General features: G+C 72.5%; 5 protein-coding genes and 2 pseudogenes. 1 reads left to right on the top strand and 6 read right to left on the bottom strand.

From position 1 onward, the window contains the following. The 4 genes and pseudogenes from I5E_RS06290 to I5E_RS06275 all read right to left on the bottom strand — a co-directional run. A pseudogene (locus tag I5E_RS06290) lies at positions 1–487 on the bottom strand (WYL domain-containing protein); the annotation flags it as partial. 71 nt (positions 488–558) lie between these two features. After that, positions 559–1,488, bottom strand: coding sequence for a hypothetical protein (locus I5E_RS06285; RefSeq protein ID WP_022906242.1), 930 nt, complete (start codon positions 1,486–1,488; stop codon positions 559–561). Between the two features lie 43 nt (positions 1,489–1,531). Beyond that, positions 1,532–2,614, bottom strand: coding sequence for a tRNA (adenine-N1)-methyltransferase (locus I5E_RS06280; protein WP_022906241.1), 1,083 nt, complete (start codon positions 2,612–2,614; stop codon positions 1,532–1,534). After that, positions 2,611–3,321, bottom strand: a complete 711-nt coding sequence (locus I5E_RS06275; protein ID WP_022906240.1) for an HAD family hydrolase — start codon at positions 3,319–3,321, stop codon at positions 2,611–2,613. Before I5E_RS06275 ends, I5E_RS06280 begins: the two co-directional genes overlap by 4 nt. 162 nt (positions 3,322–3,483) lie before the next feature. On the opposite strand from I5E_RS06275, the gene I5E_RS06270 reads away from it, so the two are divergent. Next, the gene (locus I5E_RS06270) at positions 3,484–4,413 is read left to right on the top strand and encodes a proteasome assembly chaperone family protein (RefSeq protein WP_031261723.1); all 930 of its coding nucleotides are present in this window, start codon (positions 3,484–3,486) and stop codon (positions 4,411–4,413) included. Between the two features lie 204 nt (positions 4,414–4,617). Here I5E_RS06270 and mshC read toward each other — a convergent pair whose 3' ends face one another. Beyond that, positions 4,618–5,862: a cysteine--1-D-myo-inosityl 2-amino-2-deoxy-alpha-D-glucopyranoside ligase gene (gene mshC, locus I5E_RS06265; RefSeq protein ID WP_022906238.1), complete on the bottom strand. Its 1,245-nt coding sequence runs from the start codon at positions 5,860–5,862 to the stop codon at positions 4,618–4,620. After that, positions 5,859–6,431 (bottom strand): annotated as a pseudogene (locus I5E_RS21315) (undecaprenyl-diphosphate phosphatase); the annotation flags it as partial. The gene mshC and the pseudogene I5E_RS21315, both read right to left, overlap by 4 nt.

Below are 6,431 nucleotides of genomic sequence, written 5' to 3'. Positions count from 1 at the left end.
GACGTCGCGGGCGCGGAGCCGCGGGGGCGTACGCGTCGACGCCGATGGCACCGACTGCGTCGTCCTCGGACCCGGCGGAGCGGACCTTGAGGAGGCCACGGCGGGAGTCGGCGGACAGCGCGCCCTCGCGCCAGGCCATCGCCGCGAGCGACAGCAGCGCCGACTCGTCCGGCGCGAAGCGGACGTCGACCGGCAGGTCGTACTCGCCCTTCGGTATCCGGTACCGGAGCGTCTGGTTGTTGCCGGCCGCCCCGGGCGTCTCGATCGTCTCGAGCGGGATGCCGAGCTCGCGGACGTCGTCCTTGTCGCGCTCGAACTGTCGCTCGAGCGAGGCGTTGTCGCCGCCCGTCGTGAACCGCTGCCGGTAGCCCTGGACGTTCGCCAGGATCTCGGACTTCGTCAGCCCGGACTCCGTCGAGAGCAGCGCGAGCACCAGGCTGAAGAGCCGTTCCTCGGCAGGCACTCGGGGCACACGGGTCGCTGGCACGAGCCGATCCTACGGCAGCGCGGGTGCACCGGAGTGCACCCGCGCCGCGGTCGGTGGACGGTCCGGGAAGGTCAGGCCGAGACCTTCCCGAGGACGTCGATCACGTACGCGTACGCCTGTCCCTGCTGGTGCACGATCGCGAGGACCTGGTCGCCGACGCGGTGGCCGACGATGGCGTTCCGGACGCCCTCCTGCACCTGGCCCTTGGCGAGCGGGACGCTCTGCGCGCCCGACCCGTCGGTCCAGCTCGAACCGGCGACCGACGAGTCGGCGCCGTCCGTGCCCCAGGACACGGCGGTGTACTTGATGAGGGCGGTGTCCTTCTCGGTGAGCACGGCGCCGCTGCCCTTGCGGAGCAGGTGCGTCTCGTCCGAGGACGGCGCGCTCCACGACGGGATCGTGATGCCGGGGGCACCGGAGGGTGCGAGCACGACGGCGGGCATGCCGTCGCCGGCGAGCTGCGGGGTGCCGGTGGCGCGGGCGTCGTAGGCGCGCTTGACGTCGATGACCGCGATGACGGCGTCCTCGGTCTTGCCGGAGGTCGTGCCGGTGTCGCCGGTCGTGGACGAGTTGAGCGCGCTCTTCGGCAGGGCGACGGCGAGACGGTCCCCGACGTGGGCGCACTCGAGCGAGGCGCCGAGGGCACCGTAGTTGTCGGCGCCGGCCGTGATCGGGGCCGTCTGGCCGGAGTACCCGCTGGTCTGCGCGACCTCGCCGGTCGAACCGTCGACGAGCGTGTACTCGATGAGGACCGGCGTGCCGTCCTCGATCTCGCGTCCGTCGCCCGTCTTCAGGACCGAGACCTGCGTGCCCTTCGTGGTGAGGCCGCTCGGGACGCTGACCTTCGGCTCCTTGCCGAACGCACCCGTCGCGGTGACCGCCTCGGACGCGGCGCCGGGAGCGGCACAGCTCGACGGCGTGGAACCGGCCCCGCTCGCCGCGCACCCGGTGAGTGCTGCGGCGAGGCCGATGGTGACCAGGAGTGCGGGGATGGTGCGCACGGACCCTCTTTCCGTTCGATGCAGGACGGGCACGACGCGTAGCCTACCGGTCGTCCTCAGCAGGGCCGTCCGCGTCGGACGTCGCGGGGCCGGCCTCGGCAGCGGCGACCTTGCGGGCCTGCGCCGCCGCCTGCCGCGCGACCTTGCGGAGCTTCTTGTCGCTGGCCGACCGCTCGCCGACCGCGCCGGGGGTCCAGGCCTCGACGTCCTCGTCGGAGAACTCGGCCTTGCCTGCGCGACGCTTCAGGTTGGGGAGCACGACGCCGTCCGCCAGCCGGCGTGCCGTCACGAGGAACCCGGTGTGCCCCACCATGCGGTGGTCGGGTCGGACCGCGAGGCCCTCGACGTGCCAGGTGCGCACGAGCGTCTCGCTCGACTGGGGGTCCGTGAACCGACCGGTGTCCCGGAGCGCCTCGGCGGTGCGGGACAACTGCGTGACGGTCGCGACGTAGCAGACGATGAGGCCCCCGGGGACGAGGGCGTCGGCCGCGGCGTCGACGCACTCCCACGGCGCGAGCATGTCGAGGACGACCCGGTCGACACTCTGCTCGTCGACGGCGCCCGGCAGTTCCTCGACGAGGTCGCCGACGGTGACCGACCAGTTGTCCGGGACGGCACCGAGGAAGGTGCCGACGTTGCCCCTGGCGATGGCCGCGAACTCCTCGCGACGCTCGAACGACCGCAGCTGCCCGGTCGGGCCGATCGCCCGGAGCAGGAAGAGCGAGAGCGCCCCCGAGCCGACACCGGCCTCGACCACGCGGGCGCCGGGGAAGACGTCGGCGAACGCGACGATCTGGGCCGCGTCCTTCGGGTAGACGATCGCCGCACCGCGGGGCATCGACATCACGTAGTCGTTGAGGAGCGGGCGGAGCGCCAGGTACTCGTCGCCGGTGCTCGCACGGATCACCGAGCCGTCGGGCTGCCCGATGACGTCGTCGTGCCGGAGCACGCCGCGGTGCGTGTGGTACTCACCGGCGACCTCGAGCGACAGGGTCGTGAGCTTGCCCTTGGGGCCGGTCAGCTGCACGCGGTCACCGGCGCGGAAGGGTCCGCGCGGCGGGGTGTGCGGCGCTCCCCCGGCGGTGTGCGGGAGGTGTTCGGTCGGGTTCGGGACGGCGTCGGTCATCGCGCGACCTCCTGGGTGCGGGCGGCGAGGGCCGGGCCGGTCAGCTCGACGAGCCGGTCGACGTCGACGTCCGCGAGGGTGGTCAGGTGGACGTCGCCGCCCGTGATGTCCGACAGCGGCACGATGTGCTCGACGGCGACCGTCACCGCGCCGGAGGCCACGGCCGAGGCGACGCCGGTGGCGGAGTCCTCGATCGCGATGCAGGCGGTGGCGTCGACGCCGAGCTGGGCCGCGGCGGAGAGGTAGGCGTCCGGGTACGGCTTCGGCCGCTCGACGTCGTCACCGGCGACGACCACACGGAAGCCGCGGTCGCCGATCGCCTCGGCGGCGACGAGCGCCATCTTGCGGCGGGACATCGTCACGAGCGCGGTCGGGATGCCGCGGTCGTGCAGCCCCTCGATGAGTTCTCGGGCGCCCGGTCGCCACGGCAGTTCGCCGTCGCGCAGTCGCTCCATGACGTAGTCGGTCATCCACTGGATGATCTCCTCGACCTCCATGTCGACGCCCTTGTCGCGGAGGAGCTCGCCGGAGCGCTCGAGACCGCTGCCGACGAGGGACAGTCCGTCCTCGTGGGTCCACTCGGCGCCGTACCGCGCCGTCAGCTCGACCTGGGACTGCTGCCAGATGGGCTCGGTGTCGATGATCGTGCCGTCCATGTCCCACAGCACGGCTGCGGGCAGGACTCGGTCGGGGTGCTGGGCGGTCACGGGCGACGAGTCTACCGGGGCGGCCGGACCCGCTTTCCGCTCACCGCGGACGCATGGACGCACTGCGGTCGAGCGGCCCTATCCTTGTTGCTGCGATTCGTGTCCGGCCGAGGGCGGTCCCGCACCGCGCTCGCCCCGCTCCACCACCAGGAGGTCCCGTCCGTGCCACAGCACTCCCCCTTCAGCGACGGTCGACTGCTCGTCGTCGCCTTCGAGGGCTGGAACGACGCCGGAGAAGCGGCGAGCGGTCTCGCCAGGCGCATCGTCGAGTCGCTCGAGCTCGACGAGCTGCGTGAGCTCGACGGCGAGCGGTACGTCGACTACCAGTTCAACCGGCCGAACGTCGGCACGGACGAGAACGGCGGGCGCGGCATCCAGTGGCCGCGGATCGTCCTGCACGGCCCCGGCGCCGAGGGCCGGCCCGTGATCGGCGCCACCGGCTCCCCGTCCGAGCGCGACGTGTTCGTGCTCGTCGGCCCGGAGCCCTCGCGCACCTGGCGCGGCTTCTGCGCCGAGATCATCGACCTCGCCGACGTCTACTCGATCGACGCGGTCGTCTTCGTCGGTGCGATGCTCGCCGACGTCCCGCACACCCGGCCCATCTCGGTCTTCGTGTCGAGCGAGAACGCCGGCGTCCGAGCCGCGTTCGACGTCGACCGTTCGTCCTACGAGGGGCCGACCGGCATCCTCGGCGTCCTCGCCGACGCCATGGACACCGCCGGGCTCACCACGCTGTCGCTCTGGGCCTCGGTGCCGCACTACGTGCACAACTCGCCGTCGCCGAAGGCCACGCTGTCGCTGCTCGACAAGATCGAGGAGCTCACCGACGTCACCGTCCCGCGGGGATCGCTGCTCGACGACGCCACCGAGTGGGAGGAGGGCATCGACGCCCTCGCGGCCGACGACGAGGACATGGCGTCCTACATCGGCCAGCTCGAGCAGGCGCGCGACACGGTCGACTCCCCCGAGGCCTCGGGCGACGCCATCGCGCAGGAGTTCGAGCAGTACCTGCGCCGTCGCGAGCGCAAGGACGGCAAGGACGGCGGTACCGCCGGCGGCGAGGGCTTCCGCCCGCCGCCTCCCGCGCAGTAGACGCGACCAACGGACGGACGGGAGGCGCGGTGCCAGCTGGCACCGTCCCTCCCGTCCGTCCGTTGGGGACGTTCCGGGCGCGCGGCCGCACACCGAACGGGCGCGGTCCGTCACGCTCGGCACGCGGATCCGGCCCGTTCCGCCCTTTCGGCGAATCCGAGCGGCGCGTCCTGCCCGCTCGATTCCGCTGTTGCGGCCTCGGGGTCAGCCCAGGCGGATGCCGAGGAGCGCGTCGACGAGGTCGACGAGCTCCGGCGTGACCGCCGTCCCGCCCGCGATGGCGGTGTCCACCGCCGCGACGGCACCCGGGGTGTCGAGGTCGTCCGCGACACGGGCCCGGACGCGCGCGACGACGTCGGCCGCGTCGTCGGCGTGTCCGGCATCGCTGCCGGCCGCCCACGCGTCCCAGGTCGCCAGACGCGTCGTCGCGCTCGTGAGCTCGGTGTCGAACCACTCCCAGTCGTCCGAGTACTTGTGCGACAGCAGCGCGAGCCGGATCGCGCGGGGGTCGGCGCCGTCGTCGAGCAGCCCGCGGACGGTCACGAGGTTGCCGAGCGACTTCGAGATCTTCTCGCCCTGGTAGGCGATCATCCCGGTGTGCACGTACGCGTGCGCCAACGGCTGGTGCGCGAGGGCCGCGGCGTGGCCCGCGCTCATCTCGTGGTGCGGGAAGACGAGGTCGCTGCCGCCGCCCTGCACGCTGATCGGCAGGCCGAGCTTGTCGCCGGCGATCACGCTGCACTCGATGTGCCACCCCGGACGACCGGGGCCGAGCTCGGTGTCCCAGCTCGGTTCGCCGTCGCGGGCGGCACGCCAGAGCAGCGGGTCGAGCGGATCGCGCTTGCCCGGGCGGTCGGGATCGCCGCCCCGCTCGGCCGACAGGGCGAGCATCGTCTCGCGGTCGAGCCGGCTCTCGTCGCCGAGGGTCCACGACTCGGTCGGACGGTTCACGTCGAAGTAGACGTCGTCGCCGTCGGAGTCGTCGGTCGGCACGTCGTAGGCGTAGCCGGTCTCCTGCAGGAACGCCACGGCCGCTGCGACGCGCTCGACCTCGTCGGTGACGGCCACGTAGTCGTCCGGCGGCAGGATGCGCAGCGCCTCCATGTCACGCCGGAACAGGTCGATCTGCGACGCGGCGAGGTCCCGCCAGTCGACACCGTCACGGGCGGCGCGTTCGAGGAGCGGGTCGTCGACGTCGGTCGTGTTCTGGGCGTACTCGACCTCGAGCCCGGCGTCGCGCCACACGCGTCCGAGCGTGTCGAACGCCAGGTAGGTCGCGGCGTGGCCGAGGTGGGTCGCGTCGTACGGGGTGATGCCGCAGACGTAGAGCGCCGCCCGCTCCTCGCCGCCGGTCGGGTCGACGGGCTTGCCGCTCGCCGTGTCGTGCACGACCGGGCGGGGCGCGGAGCCCGGGACGTCGGGGACGGACGGGACCTGCCAGGCCCTCACGGCTGGATCACTCCGAGCGACAACAACACGATGAGAACGATACCGAGTGCGATGCGGTAGACGACGAACGGCATGAAGCTGCGCTTGCTGATGTAGTTCATGAACGCGGCGATGACGACGAAACCGACGACGAACGCGACGACGGTCGCGATGAGCGTGTCGACGACGCCGAAGGGCGCTCCGGTGTCCCCGAGGCTCGTCGCCGCCTCGTACAGCCCGGAGAGGAACACGGCGGGCACGGCGAGCAGGAACGCGAACCGGGCGGCTGCCGGGCGGGTGTAGCCGAGCGCGAGCCCCATCGACACCGTCGCCCCCGAGCGCGACACCCCCGGCACGAGCGCGAGCATCTGCGCCAGGCCGATCAGGATCCCGCCGCCGAAGGTCATGTGCTCGAGGCGTCGCACCTTCTTGCCGACGACGTCGAGGACGCCCAGCACGATGCCGAAGACGATGAGCACGATCGCGACGATCCAGAGCGACCGGAAGGTGGTCTCGATCGAGTCCTTGAGCAGCAGCCCGGCGACACCGATCGGGATCGTGCCGAGGATCACAGCCAGCCGAGGCGCACG

The sequence above is a fragment of the Curtobacterium sp. B18 genome, assembly GCF_000333375.1.
Classification (GTDB): domain Bacteria; phylum Actinomycetota; class Actinomycetes; order Actinomycetales; family Microbacteriaceae; genus Curtobacterium.
The sequence above is the reverse complement of the archived record's forward strand: the minus strand, read 5'-3'. Positions and strand labels throughout refer to the sequence as shown.

Coding starts and splice junctions, on each gene's coding strand:
- I5E_RS06280 (WP_022906241.1), bottom strand. CDS start 2,614: ATGACCGACGCCGTCCCGAACCCGACCGAACACCTCCCGCACACCGCC.